Below are 19,235 nucleotides of genomic sequence, written 5' to 3' on the forward strand. Positions count from 1 at the left end.
ACAATGCCATACGACGACGAACTGCTGCTGGACCCGGTCCGGCGGTTTCTTGATGAGCAATGTACGCTGGCAACATTGCGGGCAGCAACCCAAACCGCCGAGGCCGGCTGTCGCGCAGCCCCCCGACGACACGCCGGCTTATGGTCGCAGATCTGCCAACTCGGATGGCCGCGGCTGCTGGTTGCCGAGAAGCAGGACGGTATCGGCATGGATATGATTGACGCTGTCGGGCTCATGGAGCTGGCCGGACGTGCGCTGCTGCCATTGCCGCTAGGCTACTGGATGAGCAGCCTGGCGCTATTGACCCGACTGGCGCCACAGTCACCGTTTACAAAGGCGATCGAAGCAGACATGCTGGCCGGCAGCCTTGTCGGATATGCCTTGAACGAGAATGGCGGGCCCATTTTCGTGCCGTATTGTCTTGATGCCAGTCCGCTGATCACATTGCACTATGCGGACGGCATCGTGCAGGCGCGCCGGGGGGCGGGTATGGAAGGCAGGCCCGGCGTGGATCCACTGATTGACAGCGCCTGGCTACCCGCGGGACAGTGGCAAACGGGAGAGGATTTCAGCTGTGATTTAGTGGGGTGGGAGACGTTTGATCTGCGGACGCGACTGTTGCTGGCTGCCGAGTTGCTGGGCGTGGCCTCCCGGGCACTGGAGCTGGCGACAGACTACGCCCGGCAACGCCGCCAATTTGGTCATTCTATTGGTCACTTTCAGGCCATCAAACACCGGCTGGCGCAGGACTGGATGAATCTGGATAATGCACGCCTGCTGATCGCCAAAGCCGCTGAAGAATTGGCATTTGGCGACGCCTCGCCAGAGCATGCAGATGCAGATCATAACAAAGGCAAAACCGCAGCGTGCAACGGCGCTGGTCAGGCGTGTCACGCCCAATGCAGTCTGCTGGTCATGCTGGCCGAGCACGCGACACAGCAGGCTGCAGACATCGCTGTGAGGAACGCGTTGCAGGTGCACGGGGCCATGGGCATGACATGGGAATGCGATGTGCATTTCTATTTGAAACGGGTGCATTTTTTGGGTGCAATCATGCGCCGCCGTTATACGGCAGCCGACAGGCTGCAACAAATATGGCAACTGTCCGAAACGCAGATGGCCGTGGATTGATCAATACCGCTTGACGGCAGGCGTGCGACTGGCTATTGTTATGAGCCTATTTATTCCTTGCGGAAAACATGAATGTGATTTCGTGGTTTCGGCGTCACACGGTGATCGCCCACCTTCTGGCCTGCCTGCTTGCATTGCTGTTATTTTTTGTGTGGGCGCCGGCTGCACTCATCGTGATTGTTGCCTACGTCAGTGTGCTGGGCGTGGCCAGCATGAACATGGCGCTCAACCTGTATTTGGACGCGTTCCGGCATATCCCGGCCGGTGCGCCTCCGGCTGCGGACACGGGCGGGCAGATTGCATTGAGCTTTGACGACAGTCCCACCGATGGCACAGCGCAGGTATTGGCGATACTGAAAGCGCACAAAGTCAAGGCTACGTTTTTTATTGTGGGTGCACATGCTGCCGCCCGCCCCGATCTCTTGCGACAGATTGTCCATGAGGGCCACGCCATTGGCAATCACAGCCATTGTCATGAGCATACGCTGCCAATGCGTTCTGCTGCGACCATTCTTGCCGACATCCGGCAGTGTAGCCATACCATACAGGATATTGCCGGTGTAACGCCGCACATGTACCGGCCTCCGTTCGGAGTGGTGAATCCTGCGATCGCGCGGGCGGTGGCCGATAGCGGGTTGCCCTGTGTCGGCTGGTCGCTGCGTTCTTTTGATACGGCCACGCCCCGCCCGGAACGGCTGTTGTCGCGGATTGTGCGCCGTCTGAAACCGGGCGCGATCATCTTGCTGCACGACTATCCGGCCGTGACTCCGCAAATTCTGCCCGCTCTGCTGCAGGAGATAGAGCGCAGAAATCTGAGCTGCGTTCTGCTCTCGCCAGAGATACTGCAGTCCTGAAATGCGCAGGCTTCGGTATCCGCCGCTCCCGCCATGCCGGCCATTCTTTTGATAGCAGTTGTCATTTTCTCTCTGTCGCACTCATGAACCCTGTCCGCTATTGATCCGTCAGATACCCAGGTCGGCCGAGATCATGGGGACAACAGAGACAATCAGCAGCAATGCCATGACGACGTTGAAACCGCGTTGTGTGGCGGGGGTGGTGAACAACCTGCGCATCAGCGTTCCGCCAAACATCCATACGCTGATGCAGAGCAGATTGATTACGATTGCAATAAACGATATTTGCAGCAGCGTCAGCTGTTCGATGTTGTCGGGCACATAGATGCTGAACATGCTGATCACCATGATCAGCGCCTTGGGGTTGATCCACTGGAACAGCACCGCATTCCAGAAACCGAAGGGCGAGGCCTCATCATTGACCGCGAGCGGGGTCGGGGGAATGGAGGCGATTTTCCAGGCCAGCCAAAGCAGATAGGCCAGAGATGCGATTTTCAATACGTCGATCAGCCAGCCGGCGTGCTGCATGACCCAATGCAGTCCGAAAGACATGAGCAGGATCATCAGCCCCATACCGGCGCTAATGCCCAAACAATGGGGGATTGTGCGCCGTACGCCGAAGTTCATGGAAGAAGACAGCAGCATCAGATTATTGGGGCCCGGTGTGACGGAAGAGACGGCGATGAAGACTGCAAAGGCCATCAGCATGGTATAGGTCATGGTGTTCTCGAAAGAGGTGTTGCGCAAAATGACACTATATGCCAAGATACCTGTACAGTACCGATACAGTTATCGGCTGTTTTTTCCTTCCTGTACTGCCCTTTTTACCGGAACAGATTAATGAGCAGCCAACCATCCTCATTCATTTCACAGTCCGAGCGCCCGACCTTGTCGGGCGGTCCCGACGCAACCGATAGCCAGGCGGCCGTGCCCGGTCCGCTGCCCGCGCCCGTTCATTCGGCACCAGCGCCGCTGCTGGCTTCCTGGCGTCCTGTGCGCTCCAGTTCCAGTACACTGGTCGACCAGATCGTCGAGCGCTTTGTTGCCAATATTGAACAGAATGTGTTCAGGCAGGGCAGTCGGCTGCCGTCGGTGCGGCTGCTGGCGCAGGAATTGAATGTGAGCCGTTACACGATTGTTGAAGCCTATGACCGTCTGGTGGCGACCAACCATATTACCGCCAACGCCCGCTCGGGTTATTTCGTTCAGCATAAGCGGCAGCCGGCACACGGCATCAAAAGCGGCCAGATTGCTGCGGCTTTGCCTCAGGACAAAATCGATGTGCCCTGGATCCTGAACCGGCTTTTTTCGCAAAAAAACAATTTGGGCCTCAAGCAGGAATGGCTCGATAGCGAACTGGTGGCCCGGTCCATCCGTAAAGTGGCACGCAAGATGCAACCGGCCACGCTCATGTACGGAGAGCCGTTAGGTTTTGCCCCTTTGCGCGACACCATTCTGGGCCAATTGGCGGCACAGGACCTGCATGTGCAATCCAACGGCAATATCCTGCTGACCGGCGGCGTGACACCTTCGGTGGATCTGCTGGTGCGCCAGTTTGTCAAACCGGGCGATTATGTGGTGGTCGAAGAACCGTGCTGGTTTGTGGTGTTTGCCTATCTGCGCATGATGGGCGTGAATATTCTGACGGTGACGCGCAATCCGCAAGGGCCCGATATCGGACAACTGGAAGCGCATTGCCGCAAGCACAGACCGGTGCTTTTCATTTGCAATAGTACCGTTCACAACCCTACCGGTTTCACCCTGAGCGCCAGCGCTGCCCATGACGTCCTGCGTCTGGCTCAGCAATATGACATGTGGATTGTCGAAGATGACACCTACAGTGAATTGGGTGCGGGCCAGCCGTTGCGCATCAGTACCCTGGATCAGTGCGAGCGCACGTTCCTGCTGGGCAATTATTCCAAGACGCTGGGGGCGGCCATGCGCGTAGGCTATATAGCCGGGCCGGCCGCTGTATTGAATGACATCTCCACGCTCAAGCTGCTCTCGGGGCTGTCTTCCTCAAGTCTGAACGAACGCATCATTCACGAGATCATCCATGGCGGGCATTATCGTTCGTACATCGAACGGCTGCGTCAGCGCATCAATGCGGCGCGTACCCAGGTGCTGCAGCGTCTGGGCGAGATAGGCTATGTGCAGGATCAGCCGCCGGCGGCCGGTCTGTTTATCTGGCTGAATATGGACCGGGATACCGAACCGCTGGCTCGCCAGCTGAATCAATATTCGATCCCTGCGACACCGGGCTCGTTGTTCTATCCTGACCAGCGTGTGAGCACCCATTTGCGGCTGTCCGTGAGCGGTTGCGACAGCCCCCACTTGTGGGAGTGCCTGGCGGCCTGCAAACCGGGCTGATCAGGCAGATGCCTCGTGCAACACCGCGTTCGCTGCATGATGCTTGACCGTGTCGGCGGCCTGTCTGGCGGCATTGGGATCGGCATACAGCGGGCTGCTGCCGATGATCTGGCCGTTAGCCGCTTTCAGATTGAAATAGGACTTCCCGTTAGCGGATTTTTCAAATACATAGCGGCTGTCTGTGCCGGCGTTTTTGCGAACCGATTCGATGCCGTTTTTGGCCGAGGCCAGCGTCGTATAGGTTTCGCTTCTGAGAACGGATGCGCCATCTGCGGCATGCAGGGAAAAATGAAACTGGCCATCAACGGATTTCTTGAGTTCGAAAGAAGCAGACATGGCAATCAATTCCTTTTCAAGTGTAATAGGCAAATACCGCGAGAAAGAAACCACTTTGGCACAGCATACTGCAATTTCGTGGAATATCAAATGAAATAATATCAGTCTTGGGCAGGGGCGTCTGCCGGCGCGGGCGCCTGCTTTGCCGGGGTCAGTTCCCTGATCTGCCGCTCGGCGGCCGTGGCACGCTCCCGCAGGGTGGTGACCAGTCCTGCCGTGTCGAATGATTCCCCGTTCATGTCTATATCCGAGGCTGCGGCCAGGGACGGCTCGCCTTCAACATGGAATGACAGGCCGACATGACCCTGGTTGCGGGACAGCAATTTGTTTTTAACCAGGATATCGATGACATTCTGCAGCTTCTGGGCATCGGACTGCCCGGCAGGGGTTGCCTGCGACTGCTGATCGCTGCCTCTTAACTGGCCGAGGCGTTTGGCGGCACCCGGTGGCATGGCATCGTCGGCCTGCAGTTCAACGCGGGCCGAACGCAGTGAATTGAGAAGCAGTGCAAACGCGTCGTTGCCAAATTGCGAGAGCAACGGGACGGGGTTGTTCAATGACAGATCGACTGTGGCCGTCGCTTGCCCTTCGGGCAGCGTCCAGATCATGGGGCCTATCGTGAGCGTGGGTTCACCCGAGAACATGAGATCCAGGCTGGCAAGCAGGGGCATGAGTTTCTCTTGCGGCACGGCTTGACTGCCGGTGCGACCGTTGTCGAGCATCAGTTGCCAGGCCTGCGTCATGAACTGGGCGACGCCTGCGCGGTCCAGGCCGCGCGCCGTTACGCCGTATTGAAGTTTGCCCAGATCGATGCCGTTGACCCGGACGCTGTTGAGCGTGGTATTCTGGGCCGCTGTCAGGGCATCGTTTTGCGCCGTGCTCTCGGTGTCGCTGCGGTAATCGCGTATCTCAAACCGGGTTTGTTCATTGGCAAGCGACAGTTCGGCCAGGGTCGATTGCTGCTGTAATACAGACGCCTCTGTCTGGCGTCCGTCAAAGTGCGAGGACAAGGCCATATCGCGAAAAATCAGCGTGCTTGTGCCGTTTTCGTTCGGGGGCGGACTGACCTGCAGCAATGGCATGTTGCCGCTAAATTGTGCGAGACGATTGGAGGCATCGAGCGTGCCTGAGAAGGACAGGCCATCAAAGTGCAGCTGTCCATCCCTGCTATTGTTAAAAGACAGGGGAGCCAGATTGCCTTCGTAATGGGTACTGCCGTCAAGGCGCGTGGTGAGCGTCAGATCAAGGGGCGGGCGTCCCTGGCTGAGTTCGAACAGGTTGGCGGTTTTTTCGTCGTTGATGAGAGCGACGCGGCTAAATGCCTGTACGGGTTGCAATTTTCCCTGCTGCAGACGCGACAGGGGCAAGGGGCCATGTTCGATTTCCACGTCAAAATTCAGCGTATGCGATTGCCCCGCGCCGTCGATGCGCAGGCTCAAAATATAACTCGAGGTAAACAGGCCGGAATCCTTTTTTTCCGTACTGATCTGTACAGGCAGGCCATTATGGCGCAATTGTGCGTTGATGGTCTGCGTACGCTGGACAATCTGTTCGTCCACTTGAGTGCCGGTATACCAGGTGCCGCCGAAGTAGCCGAGAATAACCAGCAAGACAACGGCTGCCAGCGCTTTGGTGATTTTTTTGCTCATGATGTATATGATGTGCGACCGATAAAGATGTCGCTGCATGCCCCAATGAGTTTATTCCGCCGGGCCGTTTGCCGGCGCCATGTTTCGGAATGTAAGATGTGGCTTGCGGGCAAGAGGCCCGAATAGAAACAGTGGAAGGATTGTAAATGAAAAAAGTCTACCTTGCCGGCTTTGACGTGTTTCGGACGGATGCGGCCGAATATGGGCAGTCGCTCAAGCGGCTTTGCGCGCAGTTGGGTTTTGAAGGGTTGTATCCGCTGGACAATGCGGCCCCGCCTGGATTGGCCGGCCGGGCGCTGGCTGACTGGATCTGTCGCGCAAATCTGGCGTTGATCGAACAGGCGGATTGCGTCATGGCCAATCTCAACCCGTTTCGCGGGCTGGAGCCCGATTCGGGAACCGTGTTTGAAGTTGGTTATGCGGTAGCAAGAAAGAAACCGGTCTGGGCTTATACCGACCAGATGCAGCCGCTGATCGAGCAGGCAGGTGTTGCGAGGCGCAATGGCCAGGTGGTGGATGCGCAGGGCTATACGGTGGAAGACTTCGGGATGAATCTGAACCTGATGATCGGTTGTACGACGCAGATTGTGCAAGGGGATGCGCAGGCGTGCCTGCAGGCAATGGCGATGCAGGCGGCACCGCAGACACACGACTGAGCAGTCGCTTTGCAGGGTATGGAGGCGCTTTCGGGTGCACTCCAACGCTGCTTCGTTTTCAGCGTTTGCGGCAAGCCGCCTGGTTACGCCCGGCTTTTCTTTTTCGATTTCTTTTTCTCGGGCAGGGCGAGCATGGTTCCACGGCAGGTGGCCGCGCCACACAGACACTTGTATTGTTCGCGCAGTGTTTTGGTGATTCTGCCGTCCATGATCAGACCGTAATCGTAAAAGAGTTCTTCCCCTTTCAGAATATCGCGGATGGCATAGATATACACGCGCTTGCCACCGTTGCCTTCCTGGGTTTCGCAATTCGGATTGCAACTGTGATTGACCCAGCGTGCATCGTTACCGCCGTCTCCACCATCAATGATTTTGCCGCTGCTGGTAGAGAAAAAGAAGGTGTGAAAAGGATCGTCGGGGTTCACCGGGTGCATGTCATCGGCCTGTTTGGGCGAAATACGCTTTCCTGTATACTCAATGATGCGGGTGCCGGTGGGAATATTGCGCGCTGCGAACACGCCGTTACCGTGCAGCGCGGATTTGCGTACGACGTGCCAGGGTGGATTGGCAATGTGCTGCTTTTTTTCCATCATTTTTTCTTGACACCAAAACAGTTATCCAGAGTTGGAAAGGCACCTTCACGTACTTCATTGGCATAGGCCTGTACGCCTTCGCGGATGGCCGCCTGCACGTCGGAAAATTGCCGCGCGAATTTGGGAATACGGTTGGGCGTCAGATTGAAAATATCTTCGGCCACCAGAATTTGTCCATCGCATTCGGGCGAGGCGCCAATGCCGATGGTGGGAATGCTCAACGCCTGCGTGATACGGCGAGCCAGCGGTTCCGCCGTGCCTTCGATCACAACGGCAAAGGCACCAGCCTGTTCCTGCGCCAGCGCATCCTGGTAGATGACCTCGGCGGTCTCGTCAGACATGCCCTGCGCCTTGAAGCCGCCCATGGTGTTCAGATACTGGGGCATCAGGCCGATATGGGCCAGAACCGGAATGCCGCGGTCCACCAGAAAGCGCGTGGTGGCGGCCAGCGGCGCACCGCCTTCGTATTTGACCGCATCGGCGCCGGACTCTTTGAGCAGGAACGCTGCGTTGCGAAAGGCCTGTTCGGGTGATTCCTGGTAGGTGCTGAACGGCATGTCTACGACAACACAGACGTTCTGGGTGGAACGCACCACGGCGCGCGCGTGCGCTGCCATTTGTTCCAGCGTAATGGCGAGCGTGTTCTCCATGTTGTAGCCCACCATCGCAGTGGAGTCGCCAATCAGGATCATGTCCAGGTACTCGTCCAGAATGCGCGCAAACGGCGCAGTGTAGGAAGTCAGTGAGACGATTTTTTTCTGGTTCTTGTAGGCACGCAACTGCGGCACAGTGATGCGTTTTGCTGTGGTATGGACACTCATGACAAACACCTTTCTTGATTAACGACTGACCGGCCCGCGGCCACATGGCGAAGCGGTAAGTTTACCGTGTAATCCCGGGTTTTCTGCCTGTGCATGGCAAAAAGGATATTATTTACGTTTGTACCAAAAACCCTGTCAGTCAGTTGGATTTGAAAATGAACACACCCCAGAATGATACGCCTGCCGTAAACGGAGCCCAGTTGATGCTTGAAACCCTGATTGCAAACGGGGTAGATACCATTTTCGGCTACCCGGGCGGTGCCGTACTGCCGCTTTATGATGCGCTTTATTCCGAGCCGCGTATTCATCACGTGCTGGTGCGCCATGAACAGGCTGCGATGCATGCGGCAGAAGGGTATGCGCGATCGACCGGCCGGCCCGGCGTGGTGCTGGTCACCTCGGGGCCGGGCATGGCTAATACGACTTCCGGTCTGCTGGATGCGCTTTGCGATTCCATTCCAGTGCTGTGTATCAGTGGCCAGGTGGCTACCAGCGCAATCGGCACTGACGCCTTTCAGGAATGCGACGCAGTCGGCATTTCGCGACCGGTGACCAAATGGAACGCGCAGATCAAGCGGGTCGACGATGTCGCGGCCTTGACCGCCAAAGCCTACAACCTGACGGCTGCCGGTCGGCCCGGTCCGGTATTGATCGATTTTCCGAAAGATATCCAGATGGCCGCCGCGCCGCAGGAGCAGGATACCGAGGTGGTTGAAGCGCCCGTCAATACGGCAGGGCAAATGTCGTCATCGGTCATGCAGGCTGCCGTCAGGCGCGCTGCGTCGTTGATCGCCAATGCCAAGCGTCCTGTCTTTTATGGCGGCGGCGGGCTGATCAACTCCGGCCCCGACGCCTGCGAAGTGTTTTCCAATCTGGTCAGTTACACCGGTGCGCCTTGCACATTGACCCTGATGGGGCTGGGCGCGTTCCCTGCCAGTGATAAACAATTCCTGGGCATGCTGGGTATGCATGGTACGCTTGAGGCCAACCTGGCCATGCATCATGCTGATTTGATCGTCTGTGTCGGCGCCCGTTTCGATGACCGTATTACGGGCCGGCTGTCCGATTTTTGCCCGCATGCCGTCAAGATTCATCTGGATATTGATCCTGCTTCAATCGATAAAGTCGTGCGCGCCGATGTCGCGCTGGTGGGCGATTGCTATCCGGTTCTCAAATCGCTGTTCAACGAAGTCAAGCAACTGGAGCGCGAGCCGGGTCTGACCGACGATTGGTGGACGCGCATTGAAAAATGGCGCGCGACCGATTGCCTCGGATTTACGCCATCGGATGATGTAATCCTGCCGCAGCATCTGCTCGCGACAGTCAATGATCTGATCGACGGGCGGGATGTCATTGTGAGCACCGATGTGGGCCAGCACCAGATGTGGGCAGCCCAGTATCTGAAATTCCGCGAACCGAACTGCTGGCTGACCTCGGGCGGTGCCGGCACCATGGGCTACGGCGTGCCGGCTGCGATCGGCGCGCAAGTGGGCAATCCGGACTCGCTGGTCGTATGCATCAGCGGAGATGCCTCGGTGCTCATGAATATCCAGGAGTTGTCGACGGCCATCCAGCATGAAACGCCGATCAAAGTGATTCTGTGCAATAACCGCCATATGGGCATGGTGCGCCAGTGGCAGGAACTGATCCACGAAGGCCGCTACAGCCACAGCTATAACGCCTCCATTCCGGATTTTGTCGCCCTGGCAGGCGCGTTCGGCTGGGGGGCGGCCACGGTTTCCGATCCGCTGCAACTGGAAGACGCCATCCGCGAGTGCTTCGACTACGACGGCCCATATTTCCTTAATGTCGAAGTGCAGCCGCAGGAAAATTGTTTCCCCATGATGCCCGCAGGCTACGGTCACCAGCAGGTGATGCTGTCGGAAGATACGTGGTTTGTGGAGGAATAGGGCGAGGTTGAGCACAAAAAGGCAGGTGCCTAATTCATTAAACTGCCAATATTTTGGCATTTATGATCCATTAAAGAAATAATAATTGCATTTTTGTTTTCTGGTAAAAGAAAAATAATATGCAATTATTTTTATGTTTTAATGTAAATAGTGCTAAAATAATTGCATTATGGCTAATAAAACTGCAGCTTTGCTGCCTTCAACCTCTCGTCTGCTGGCCGATTTTGGTGAGCGGCTTAAATTGGCGCGCCTGCGTCGACGCCTCACAGCCAAACTGGTCGCAGAGCGTGCGGGCATGTCTTTAATGACCCTCCGGTCATTGGAAGCGGGCGGGGCGGGGGTGACGATAGGCGCCTATGTGTCAGTCATGCAGGTATTGGGGATGGTGCAGGACATCGCCAAGCTTGCGGCGGATGATCAGGTCGGTCGTCAATTGCAGGACGCACAGATGGTCTCCGGTCGCGCCTCGCAGACCGGCAAGTCTGCAGGGGCGAAAAGAGGCGCCATCGAGAAGGTCGCGAACAGCCGCAAGACGGTGTCTCGCAGAACGGCGAACAATCAGTCAATGTCACGGAAGCCGTTTTCGCACCAAGTCCTTGAGCCTGTAGAACAGCAAAAAGAAGACGCTTCCGCTATTACGACCGAATCACTTGCCGCGCTCATTGATACGCGCAGGAAGAAATAACATGATCGGTGTATATGCGGATTGGGAAGGATTAAGTGGGCCAAAGCGCCTGGGATGGCTCCATAGCCGTAAAACCCGTCAGACTGAAATTTTTGAGTTTGAATATGATGCAGAGGCGCTTGCAGATGCCGAACTCACCCGTATTCAGATTGATCCGCAGTTGACGGTTTTCCCTGGTCCACAATACCCAGGTCGGTCTTCGGACAGGTTCGGCGTTTTCGCCGATTCCAGCCCGGACCGATGGGGGCGCATGCTTATGGATCGCAGGCACGAGCGCGACATACGTTCAGGACTGCTTCCAAACGGAACCAGGCTATTTGAGTCTGACTATCTTTTGGGGGTGCATGATCATTATCGTGTAGGCGCATTGCGATATAAACTCGATGATATCGGCCCATTTCTGGATAACAGGGATGACGCTGCGGCCCCTCCATTCACGAAATTAGCGGAACTGGAAACGGCGAGCAGATCGCTTGAGAAGGATACGACTAATCGTGCCATTGACGGCCAACAATGGATAAGGATGCTGATTGCGCCGGGCGGCTCTCTTGGTGGCGCAAGGCCAAAGGCCAGTGTGGTTGACGGACACGGCCATTTATATATTGCAAAGTTTCCCAGTCTCCGCGATGAGTATGACGTGGGCGCATGGGAGATTGTCGTAAACGGCCTCGCAAATGCCTGTGGCCTGAACGTGGCTCAATGCGATGCCAGAAAATTTGCCAGTCGTTATCATTGCTGCCTTGTACGTCGCTTTGATCGTACCACTGAAGGCCATCGACTGCACTTCGCTTCTGCGATGACCTTGACTGATCATGTCGACGGCGACAATGCTGAGAGCGGCGTCAGCTACCTTGAAATTGCAGAGTTGATCATGGCCAGGAGCGTGCAACCCGATCTTGATTTACGTGAATTATGGTCAAGAATTGTATTTAATATACTGGTGTCCAACACGGACGATCATTTGCGTAATCACGGCTTTATCCTGGAACCCGGCAGGGGATGGCGGCTTTCGCCTGCGTATGATATGAATCCTGTGACCTATGCGGATGGATTATGCCTGAATATCACAGAAGCAGATAACGCACTGGATCTTGATCTGGCGCTTGAGGTAGCTGAGTACTTTCGATTGTCTGGCAACGAAGCGCACAGCATCATTGAGGATTTTCGCCACATCGTTGGCCAGTGGCCAGTACTGGCCAAAAAGTTGGGACTGTCTGACGGCGAGTGCGAGAGAATGGCCGATGCATTCCATTTGGCTGCAACTTGATTGCAGAGAATAAAAAGTCGAGGCAACCCTCTTGTCGTTTGTAAACAAGAGCGCACAGGCTATATCCACCCCCTTGTATCCGTTGAAAGCACCCGACTCTTCCACTGGCATTCATGCCACTCTTCCAGTGGATCCGAGTCCATCACAATGCCGCCCCCAACACCATATACGCCGGTCTGCCCGTTCATCACGAGCGTGCGGATGGCGACATTCAATTGCATGTCGCCATTTGGGGCCAGCCAGCCGATACTGCCGCAATAGATCCCCCGGGGTTGCGCTTCCAGTTCGCTGATATACCGCATGGCGGCAATTTTGGGGGCGCCGGTGACGGAGCCGCAGGGAAACAGGGCCCTGAGTATGGTCGCCAGCGAGGCATCGCCCACATTGGCACGGATGGTCGAGGTCATGGTCCAGATGGATTCGTAGCGCTCGATCTCAAACAGTTTTTCGACAGCGACGCTGCCTGACACGACAATGCGTCCCAAATCATTGCGCAGCAAGTCCACGATCATGCAGTTTTCTGCGCGGTTTTTGATGCTATCGGCCAATCCCTGGCGCGATTGCGCGCCTTTGAGCGGGTCGGCATATCTTGGCGCGGTGCCTTTCATTGGGCGTGTACGCAACCACGGCCCCTTTTTTTCAAGAAACAGTGCGGGTGAAAATGAGAGGATCTGCCGGTCTTCAAGATCGATGTACGCAGCGTATCGCGTGGGGTGCTGGTGCAGAATGTTGCGATAGATCATCAGCGGCTGGTGCTGGCTTTGGACTTGGAGTGGAAACGTATAGTTGATCTGGTAGCCGTCGCCGCGCGCCAGCCACTGCTTGATGTTCAAAATAGTCTGCTGGTAGTGTTCAGCAGTGACACCGGGCTTTACCATTGAAAAAAGTGGTTGCGACACCGGTACTGGCGAAAGCGCGGAGACAACGTGACGTTTGTTGAATACTAGTGCAGTTAGCAGTGGCCAGCAGCGGTGGTCTTGGGGAATATCCAAAGCGTTGCGTCGGGCATGGCCGTGGCGGCTGTTAGGCTCAAGCGCATACCCCAGCTCATAAGAAAGCACCAATACGATCCATTTGCCTTTGCTTTGCTGCTGCTTGATTTTGACAAACGCATCGGCGAGAGTGGACAAATCATGGGCCTCAATGTGCCCGGCGTATTGAGTGAATTGCGTAGACTCATGGTCAATGGTGTTGTCAAATCGGCAGGCGTTCATGTGTTGCGGGCAGGGTTGTTCGAATGCGTGATTGGGAATCGGGATGATGATTTAAACACCGAAGCGGAATATTCACCATGTGGCAAATCAAGAAATCAGCCGATCAGTATCAAATTTCATTTTGCCGCTAACGGGAGTTGGATTATTTTGGAAAAATCCTTGATATATATTAATAACTAAATAATCTATATTGAATTTGTTATATTCTTTAAAATAGCTGATTACGCATTTCTTTATAGCAACGCGTAATAACCAAATAAAATCAGCGAGGGTAAACCCTTGCGTTTCTGTATCGAGTTTCAAAATGAGTTATCAGCCCCCTGAAAAAGACGGTCTTCCCGGTCTGGAAGCCCGTCTCCAGGAAGATCTTTCCCGTCTTGATTTACCAGGTAAAGACTGGGTGTCCCCCAGACTGGTCGATGGCGAGCGTCTGCTGGACGTCGCCATTATTGGCGGCGGGATGGCGGGCCTGACGGCGGCGGTGGCCCTGCGTAACCTGGGTGTGCGCGCCTGTAATTTCGATAGGGCACCCGCCGGCTTTGAAGGGCCCTGGGCGACGACCGCGCGCATGGAAACCCTGCGTTCTCCCAAACAGTTGACCGGCCCTGCGCTGGGGTTGCCCTCGCTTACGTTTCGCGCCTGGTTTGAGGCGCAGTACGGGCGGCAGGAATGGGAAGCGCTGGATAAAATACCCCGTTTGCAATGGATGGATTACCTGCGCTGGTATCGCAAGGTCATGAATGTCGAGGTACGCAACGAGCATCACATTCGTCATGTCCATTTGCACCCTGACAACTATCTGGCATTGACCGTCTCGTCCCCTCAAGGTGAATATCTGGTGCGCGCGCGCAGGCTGATTCTGGCCACCGGTCGCGACGGCCTGGGCGGGCCCAGCTATCCGGCTTTCGCAGAGCAGGTGCCTGCGCATCTGCGCGCCCACTCGTCTGATTTCTTTGATTACACGACGCTTGCCGGTAAACGCGTAGGCGTGATCGGTGCCGGCGCATCGGCCATGGACAGCGCCGCGACGGCGCTGGAAGCCGGTGCCAAAAGCGCCGACCTGATCATCCGGCGCGAGGAGATTCCGCGCGTCAACAAGGGCAAGGGCTCAGGCAGTCCCGGGCTGGTACACGGCTATGCCGATCTGCCGGATGACTGGAAATGGCGCATCCGCCATTACATCAATGTGCAACAGGTGCCGCCGCCCAAGGGCAGTACGCTGCGTGTGGCCTCGCATCACAATGCGCGCTTCAATGTGGGCTGTCCGGTACAGAAAATCGAAGTACGTGATGAGGTGATCTATCTGACGACACCCAAAGGTACATTTGTGCTGGATTTCCTGATTTTCGCGACCGGCTTCAAGATCGACTGGCATCTGCGCCCCGAATATGCCGAACTCGGCCCTCTGGTGCGTACCTGGGCAGAGCGTTATCGTCCCGAGCCGGGGCAGGAGGACGCAGAGCTTGCTGCCTGTCCCGACTTGGGGCCGGGCTTTGAATTCCAGCCGCGCGCCGGTGTCGACGCCCCTGGTCTGGCGCACATTCACTGTTTCAGCTATCCTGCGGTGGCCTCGCACGGTACGGTTTCCGGCGATATTCCGGCGATTTCCGAGGGTGCCTCGGCCATTGCACGTGCCATTGCCGGTTCGCTGTACCGGGAAGATGTAGACCAGTATTATGCGCAACTGGAAGCCTACGCCGAACCGGAACTGGATGGCGATGAGTGGACTGCCGCGAGCCCGCCGCCGCCTGTGGAGGCGCAATGACATTGTGGCTTATCAAGCGCGTACTGCAGGCACTGTTAATCATCCTGCTGATGACAGTCATTGTATTCATTGGCCTGCACGCGGTTGGCAATCCGATTGATATTCTGATCGGCCCCGATGCCGACCAGCGCGACCGTGCGCGCATTATTGCGCAAATGGGTCTGGACAAGCCACTCTGGTTGCAGTACTTCCATTTCCTGGGCAGTGCGGTGCAGGGTGACCTGGGTAACAGTTTTGTGTATAACCAGCCGGCGCTGCAACTGGTGCTGCATCGGCTGCCCGCCACGATGGAGCTTGCGCTGGCTGCGCTGGTCATTGCAATTGTGGTCGGTGTACCGCTGGGCCTGATTGCCGGGCTGTATTCCGACAGTATTTTTTCCCGTACCATCATGACCGGCAGTATTCTGGGTTTTTCCCTGCCTACCTTCTGGGTCGGATTGATGCTGATCATGGCGTTCAGTGTCAGCCTGGGGTGGCTGCCCTCGTCAGGTCGTGGGCAGACTGTGTCGCTGTTTGGCTACCAATGGTCTTTTCTGACCCTCGATGGCCTGCGCCATCTGCTGCTGCCGGCGATCAACCTGGCGCTGTTCAAAGTTTCACTTGTGATCCGGCTGACCTATGCCGGTGTGCAGGAAGTGCTGCCGCTGGACTATATTCGTTTTGCCCGGGCAAAGGGCTTGAGCAGCCTGCGCGTGATTGGTGTGCATGTGCTGCGAAATATCATGATTCCGCTGGTTACCGTACTGGGTCTGGAGTTTGGCTCGACGATCGCGGGTGCGGTGGTGACCGAGAGCATTTTTTCATGGCCCGGTGCCGGCAAACTCATTCTGGATAGTATCAACGGCCTGGACAGACCAGTCATTCTGGCCTATCTGGTCGTGATTGTCTGTGTGTTCGTGACGATCAATCTGCTGGTAGATATCGCCTATCGCCTGCTTGATCCGCGTGTACGACTGGAGGGCGCGCGATGAGCCAACCAGTGAATGCACCAGTCGTTGTGCAGACCGTGGCAGCCCCGAGGTCGTCCCTGTTTCGTGAAAGACTGTCCGATTTTTTCTCATCCAAGCGGGCGGTCATTGGTTTTGTTCTGTTGTTTCTGCTGGCTTTCGGCTCGGTGTTTGCGCACTGGCTCACGCCCCAGAACCCCTATGACCTGATGCAACTGGATATCCTGGACTCCCGCCTGCCACCGGGCAGTCCCAATGGCGCGGGAACGTTTGATTATTGGCTCGGCACCGATGGCCAGGGCCGGGATTTGTTTTCTGCGATTCTGTACGGCTTGCGCATCAGCCTGACTGTCGGCGTGGGCTCTGCATTGATAGCAAGTGTGGTCGGCACGACATTGGGCGTGCTGTCGGCCTATGCGGGCGGGCGTGTCGATGGCTTTATCATGCGCACGGTCGACCTGATGCTGTCATTTCCGTCCATTCTGATTGCCATGATGATCCTGGCTTATCTGGGCAAGGGTATCGGCAATGTGATATTGACACTTGTGATTCTGGAGTGGGCTTATTATGCCCGCACGGCCAGGGGGCAGGCGCTGGCGGAAAGGCAGAAGGAGTATGTCGAAGCAGCAAGAAGCCTGAATATCCCGCAGTGGCGGATTATGCTCAGGCATATTCTGCCCAATTGCCTGCCGCCGCTTATCGTGATCGGTACCCTGCAGGTGGCACGCGCCATCACGCTGGAGGCCACCATGAGTTTCCTGGGTCTGGGCGTGCCCGTTACCGAGCCTTCGCTGGGTCTGCTGATCGCCAATGGCTATCAGTACATGCTGTCAGGACAATACTGGATCAGTCTGTTTCCGGGCATTGCCCTGCTGATCACCATTGTGGCGCTGAATCTGGTGGGTGATCGTTTGCGCGAGATTTTCAACCCAAGGAGCCAGCGATGAGTACGACGCCATTGCTGGAGCTGCGCGATCTGCGCACGCATTTCATGACGCGCGCCGGCCAGGTGCCGGCTGTCGATGGTGTATCGCTGACACTGGAGCCGGGGCGTATTCTCGGGCTGGTGGGAGAATCGGGTTCGGGCAAGTCAGTCACGGGCTTTTCCATTATGGGACTGGTCGATGAACCGGGTCGTATCGTGGGCGGCCAGATCCTGTTCAAAGGACAGGATCTGCTGCAACTGCCGCAAGACCAGTTGCGCAGTCTGCGTGGTAACCGGATATCCATGATTTTTCAGGATCCGATGATGACCCTGAATCCGGTACTGCGGATCGACACACAGATGATTGAAACCCTGCAGGCGCATGAAAAAATCAGCCGCAAGCAGGCCTGGGAACAATCGCGCGACATGCTGGGGCTTATGGGCATTCCGAGTCCCGAAGCGCGCCTGTCCGCTTATCCTCATCAACTTTCCGGCGGCATGCGGCAACGGGTGGCCATTGCTATCGCTTTGCTGCTGCGTCCCGATCTGATTATTGCCGATGAGCCGACGACGGCACTGGATGTGACGATTCAGTCGCAGATTCTGTCCGAGATTCAGAAACTGTCGGCGCGTTACGGCACGGCGCTGATCTGGATCACCCACGATCTGTCCGTCGTGGCGGGTCTGGCCGATGAACTGAATGTCATGTACGCCGGACGGATCGTGGAGTCGGGTACGGTGGATCAGGTGCTGGACAACCCGCAACACCCCTACACGCAGGGCCTGATACAGAGTCTGCCGGTCAATAATGTAAGAGGGCAGCCCTTGCGCCAGATCGCGGGGATGACCCCCAATTTGTTGTCTTTGCCTGCAGGCTGTGCTTTCGCTTCGCGCTGTGCCAGACGCACTGCTGTCTGCGAGCGCATGCCGGGTTTGGATGAAATTGCGGCGGGGCATCGGGGACGCTGTTTTCACCCTGGTGCCGCGCCCGACGCAGGAGCAGTGCAATGACAGATGCAATTGAAATGCCATTGGTACGCGTCAACCACGTATCCAAGACGTTCGGGCGTACGCAAGCGGGCATGCTGGATCCGTGGTTGCAGAAGCTCGGCTTGAGTCGTCCTCCCGTTTTGACGCACGCCGTTGATGACGTGAGCCTGGATATCGCCAAAGGCGAGGTGGTCGGGCTGGTGGGAGAGTCGGGTTGCGGCAAATCGACGCTCGGCCGCATGGTGGCGGGCATTATGGAGCCTACGGCCGGACAGGTTCTGGTCAATGGACGGGATTTGAAAACCGTCGCACGCCGTGAAGCCGAAGCAGCCCGGTTGAAAATCCAGATGATTTTCCAGGATCCGTATGCGAGTCTGAATCCGCGTATGCGTGTGCGCGATATTGTCGGCGAATCGCCTCGACTGCATGATATGGTGTCCGCGCGCGATCTGGACCGGTATGTGTCCGAGCAGCTGGAGCGTGCCGGACTGTCAGCTGCGCTGCGCAACCGTTTTCCACATCAGTTCAGCGGCGGGCAGCGGCAGCGTATCGGTATTGCCCGGGCGCTGGCGGTTGCACCCGATATGCTGGTCTGTGATGAGGCTGTGGCGGCGCTGGATGTATCCATTCAGGCTCAGATTCTGAACCTGTTTATGCAATTGCGTTCGGAATTGGGCCTGACCTACCTGTTTATCAGTCACGATCTGGGCGTGGTGGAGCATTTATCCGATCGCGTGGTCATCATGTATCTGGGCCGCATCGTGGAGCAGGCGCCCGTGGAAGAGATCTTCCGCCAGCCAAATCACCCGTATACTCAGGCGCTGCTGGCCGAGATCCCCAAAATGCGGGATCGCAAGAAAGTGTTTTCGACAATCAAGGGTGAAATACCCAGCCCGCTAAATCCGCCCTCGGGCTGTCATTTCCATCCGCGATGCCCGCACGCCATGCCGCGCTGCCAGACCGAAGTGCCGCTGCTTAAGGCGGTGGCAGGCGGACATCTGAGTGCCTGCCATTTGAATGACCAAACCTGAGTAGCAAACAGGGATTAGGACACCTGATGTGGAACGGTTGATTATATTGATGAAGTAGCAGAACAGCGTTGAAAAAGCAGTAGAACGAGAT

General features: G+C 56.5%; 19 protein-coding genes. 13 read left to right on the forward strand and 6 right to left on the reverse strand.

The window, feature by feature from the left end; translation table 11 throughout:
• Positions 1-3: 3 nt before the first annotated feature.
• Positions 4-1,131: an acyl-CoA dehydrogenase family protein gene (locus W822_RS31665; RefSeq protein WP_024004610.1), complete on the forward strand. Its 1,128-nt coding sequence runs from the start codon at positions 4-6 to the stop codon at positions 1,129-1,131.
• 68 nt (positions 1,132-1,199) lie between these two features.
• Positions 1,200-1,985 (forward strand): polysaccharide deacetylase family protein, encoded by a 786-nt coding sequence (locus W822_RS31670; protein WP_051401644.1) that lies wholly within the window; start codon positions 1,200-1,202, stop codon positions 1,983-1,985.
• Between the two features lie 108 nt (positions 1,986-2,093).
• Here W822_RS31670 and W822_RS46320 read toward each other — a convergent pair whose 3' ends face one another.
• Complete coding sequence (locus W822_RS46320; protein WP_024004612.1) at positions 2,094-2,705, reverse strand: LysE family translocator; 612 nt, start codon at positions 2,703-2,705, stop codon at positions 2,094-2,096.
• 120 nt (positions 2,706-2,825) lie between these two features.
• Here W822_RS46320 and W822_RS31680 point away from each other — a divergent pair, with 120 nt between their 5' ends.
• On the forward strand, positions 2,826-4,355 hold the full coding sequence (locus W822_RS31680; RefSeq protein WP_024004613.1) for an aminotransferase-like domain-containing protein: 1,530 nt from the start codon (positions 2,826-2,828) through the stop codon (positions 4,353-4,355).
• Here the strand turns inward: W822_RS31680 and W822_RS31685 are convergent, their stop codons facing one another.
• Positions 4,356-4,691, reverse strand: coding sequence for a YegP family protein (locus tag W822_RS31685; RefSeq protein WP_024004614.1), 336 nt, complete (start codon positions 4,689-4,691; stop codon positions 4,356-4,358).
• A gap of 101 nt (positions 4,692-4,792) precedes the next feature.
• Positions 4,793-6,340, reverse strand: coding sequence for a YdgA family protein (locus W822_RS31690; RefSeq protein WP_172642773.1), 1,548 nt, complete (start codon positions 6,338-6,340; stop codon positions 4,793-4,795).
• Positions 6,341-6,486: 146 nt separating this feature from the next.
• On the opposite strand from W822_RS31690, the gene W822_RS31695 reads away from it, so the two are divergent.
• Positions 6,487-6,996: a nucleoside 2-deoxyribosyltransferase gene (locus tag W822_RS31695; protein WP_024004616.1), complete on the forward strand. Its 510-nt coding sequence runs from the start codon at positions 6,487-6,489 to the stop codon at positions 6,994-6,996.
• Positions 6,997-7,079: 83 nt separating this feature from the next.
• Here the strand turns inward: W822_RS31695 and W822_RS31700 are convergent, their stop codons facing one another.
• Both W822_RS31700 and panB read right to left on the reverse strand, forming a co-directional pair.
• The gene (locus W822_RS31700; RefSeq protein ID WP_024004617.1) at positions 7,080-7,589 is read right to left on the reverse strand and encodes an SET domain-containing protein; all 510 of its coding nucleotides are present in this window, start codon (positions 7,587-7,589) and stop codon (positions 7,080-7,082) included.
• Positions 7,586-8,410 carry a 3-methyl-2-oxobutanoate hydroxymethyltransferase gene (panB, locus tag W822_RS31705; RefSeq protein ID WP_024004618.1) on the reverse strand — a complete coding sequence of 275 codons (825 nt, stop codon included), beginning with the start codon at positions 8,408-8,410 and terminating at the stop codon, positions 7,586-7,588. Before panB ends, W822_RS31700 begins: the two co-directional genes overlap by 4 nt.
• A gap of 155 nt (positions 8,411-8,565) precedes the next feature.
• Here panB and ilvB point away from each other — a divergent pair, with 155 nt between their 5' ends.
• The 3 genes from ilvB to W822_RS31720 all read left to right on the forward strand — a co-directional run bounded on the left by ilvB (position 8,566) and on the right by W822_RS31720 (position 12,272).
• On the forward strand, positions 8,566-10,320 hold the full coding sequence (ilvB, locus tag W822_RS31710) for a biosynthetic-type acetolactate synthase large subunit (RefSeq protein WP_024004619.1): 1,755 nt from the start codon (positions 8,566-8,568) through the stop codon (positions 10,318-10,320).
• Positions 10,321-10,489: 169 nt separating this feature from the next.
• A complete protein-coding gene (locus W822_RS31715; RefSeq protein WP_024004620.1) occupies positions 10,490-11,005 on the forward strand; it encodes a helix-turn-helix domain-containing protein in 516 nt (171 codons plus the stop codon).
• Positions 10,983-12,272, forward strand: coding sequence for a type II toxin-antitoxin system HipA family toxin (locus W822_RS31720; protein ID WP_253272251.1), 1,290 nt, complete (start codon positions 10,983-10,985; stop codon positions 12,270-12,272). The genes W822_RS31715 and W822_RS31720 overlap by 23 nt, the downstream gene beginning before the upstream one ends.
• Positions 12,273-12,331: 59 nt before the next feature.
• Here the strand turns inward: W822_RS31720 and pabB are convergent, their stop codons facing one another.
• Positions 12,332-13,333 (reverse strand): aminodeoxychorismate synthase component I, encoded by a 1,002-nt coding sequence (gene pabB / locus W822_RS31725; RefSeq protein ID WP_253272283.1) that lies wholly within the window; start codon positions 13,331-13,333, stop codon positions 12,332-12,334.
• Between pabB and W822_RS46675 the strand changes: the two genes are divergently transcribed.
• From W822_RS46675 to W822_RS31750, 6 genes are all read left to right on the forward strand, one after another.
• Positions 13,250-13,666, forward strand: a complete 417-nt coding sequence (locus W822_RS46675; RefSeq protein WP_253272291.1) for a hypothetical protein — start codon at positions 13,250-13,252, stop codon at positions 13,664-13,666. The two genes, pabB and W822_RS46675, sit on opposite strands and share 84 nt — an antisense overlap.
• Positions 13,667-13,790: 124 nt before the next feature.
• On the forward strand, positions 13,791-15,251 hold the full coding sequence (locus tag W822_RS31730) for an NAD(P)-binding domain-containing protein (protein ID WP_024004624.1): 1,461 nt from the start codon (positions 13,791-13,793) through the stop codon (positions 15,249-15,251).
• Positions 15,248-16,222 (forward strand): ABC transporter permease, encoded by a 975-nt coding sequence (locus W822_RS31735; RefSeq protein ID WP_024004625.1) that lies wholly within the window; start codon positions 15,248-15,250, stop codon positions 16,220-16,222. Before W822_RS31730 ends, W822_RS31735 begins: the two co-directional genes overlap by 4 nt.
• Positions 16,219-17,145, forward strand: coding sequence for an ABC transporter permease (locus W822_RS31740; protein ID WP_024004626.1), 927 nt, complete (start codon positions 16,219-16,221; stop codon positions 17,143-17,145). The genes W822_RS31735 and W822_RS31740 overlap by 4 nt, the downstream gene beginning before the upstream one ends.
• Entirely contained in the window at positions 17,142-18,134 is a 993-nt protein-coding gene (locus W822_RS31745; RefSeq protein WP_024004627.1) for an ABC transporter ATP-binding protein, read from the forward strand. The genes W822_RS31740 and W822_RS31745 overlap by 4 nt, the downstream gene beginning before the upstream one ends.
• Positions 18,131-19,144 carry an ABC transporter ATP-binding protein gene (locus W822_RS31750; protein WP_024004628.1) on the forward strand — a complete coding sequence of 338 codons (1,014 nt, stop codon included), beginning with the start codon at positions 18,131-18,133 and terminating at the stop codon, positions 19,142-19,144. The genes W822_RS31745 and W822_RS31750 overlap by 4 nt, the downstream gene beginning before the upstream one ends.
• The last annotated feature ends 91 nt before the right edge of the window (positions 19,145-19,235 follow it).

This window comes from Advenella kashmirensis W13003, assembly GCF_000506985.1.
Classification (GTDB): domain Bacteria; phylum Pseudomonadota; class Gammaproteobacteria; order Burkholderiales; family Burkholderiaceae_B; genus Advenella; species Advenella kashmirensis_A.

Coding starts and splice junctions, on each gene's coding strand:
- W822_RS31665 (WP_024004610.1), top strand. CDS start 4: ATGCCATACGACGACGAACTGCTGCTGGACCCGGTCCGGCGGTTTCTT.
- W822_RS31690 (WP_172642773.1), bottom strand. CDS start 6,340: ATGAGCAAAAAAATCACCAAAGCGCTGGCAGCCGTTGTCTTGCTGGTT.
- W822_RS31740 (WP_024004626.1), top strand. CDS start 16,219: ATGAGCCAACCAGTGAATGCACCAGTCGTTGTGCAGACCGTGGCAGCC.
- W822_RS31700 (WP_024004617.1), bottom strand. CDS start 7,589: ATGATGGAAAAAAAGCAGCACATTGCCAATCCACCCTGGCACGTCGTA.
- W822_RS31715 (WP_024004620.1), top strand. CDS start 10,490: ATGGCTAATAAAACTGCAGCTTTGCTGCCTTCAACCTCTCGTCTGCTG.
- W822_RS31670 (WP_051401644.1), top strand. CDS start 1,200: ATGAATGTGATTTCGTGGTTTCGGCGTCACACGGTGATCGCCCACCTT.
- ilvB (WP_024004619.1), top strand. CDS start 8,566: ATGAACACACCCCAGAATGATACGCCTGCCGTAAACGGAGCCCAGTTG.
- W822_RS31685 (WP_024004614.1), bottom strand. CDS start 4,691: ATGTCTGCTTCTTTCGAACTCAAGAAATCCGTTGATGGCCAGTTTCAT.
- W822_RS31680 (WP_024004613.1), top strand. CDS start 2,826: ATGAGCAGCCAACCATCCTCATTCATTTCACAGTCCGAGCGCCCGACC.
- W822_RS31745 (WP_024004627.1), top strand. CDS start 17,142: ATGAGTACGACGCCATTGCTGGAGCTGCGCGATCTGCGCACGCATTTC.
- W822_RS31735 (WP_024004625.1), top strand. CDS start 15,248: ATGACATTGTGGCTTATCAAGCGCGTACTGCAGGCACTGTTAATCATC.
- W822_RS31695 (WP_024004616.1), top strand. CDS start 6,487: ATGAAAAAAGTCTACCTTGCCGGCTTTGACGTGTTTCGGACGGATGCG.
- W822_RS46320 (WP_024004612.1), bottom strand. CDS start 2,705: ATGACCTATACCATGCTGATGGCCTTTGCAGTCTTCATCGCCGTCTCT.
- panB (WP_024004618.1), bottom strand. CDS start 8,410: ATGAGTGTCCATACCACAGCAAAACGCATCACTGTGCCGCAGTTGCGT.
- W822_RS31750 (WP_024004628.1), top strand. CDS start 18,131: ATGACAGATGCAATTGAAATGCCATTGGTACGCGTCAACCACGTATCC.
- W822_RS31730 (WP_024004624.1), top strand. CDS start 13,791: ATGAGTTATCAGCCCCCTGAAAAAGACGGTCTTCCCGGTCTGGAAGCC.